We start from the raw sequence: 632 nt of genomic DNA, 5'->3' as shown, positions 1-632 counted from the left end.
TTTTTTCTTTCAAGGCTACGGAAAAACGCAGTCATACGGGAAGTTTATAATTTTAAACTACCCGAGAATTCAGCTGTTTTGTCAGATCAAATGGTGTTGATTGGTACGACTCAAAACCGTGCTGAAAATTACTTTCGTCTTCTAAAAGTGATGGATTCAAAAGGAAATGAACTGCATTTAATTACCAATCGTTTTGATTTGAGTGCCGAAGAAATTTCAGAGATGTACAAATCACGGTGGGCAATTGAGTTGTTCTTTAAATGGATCAAACAGCATCTCAGCATCAAAAAGTTCTACGGTCAAAGTGAATGGGCGATTCAAAACCAAGTGTTTATCGCACTGATTGTTTTTTGCCTACATGTTCTCGTACAACTTGAAACAAGAAGTAAGCGAAAAACCTTACAAATTAGCCGTTATTTAAGGGCTGCATTGTGGAAACCAGCCCATATCTGGCTTCGAAAGATTGAAGGGAAAGCCATCCCTTAATAAGCAAATTGTTGTTGTCGCACAAGTCTAATTGTAAAAAAAACCCAAATGGATAGAGCCACCTTTGAATAGGTATTTACCTTTTTGGCTCTAAACAAGGAGGATAATCAGACTGAAAATTGCGACAATATTTATGCAACACTAGT

The 632-nt window shown here is 37.0% G+C and carries 1 protein-coding gene; it reads left to right on the top strand.

Going from position 1 to position 632, the window contains the following annotated elements; all coding sequences use genetic code 11:
* Window positions 1-486: transposase (locus BFL01S_RS19745; RefSeq protein ID WP_156474967.1), on the top strand; the 486-nt coding region annotated here is incomplete at its 5' end.
* Window positions 487-632 lie beyond the last annotated feature (146 nt).

The organism is Priestia flexa NBRC 15715 (assembly GCF_001591565.1).
GTDB classification, from domain to species: Bacteria; Bacillota; Bacilli; order Bacillales; family Bacillaceae_H; genus Priestia; species Priestia flexa.
This window is presented reverse-complemented; position numbering and strand designations above follow the sequence as displayed.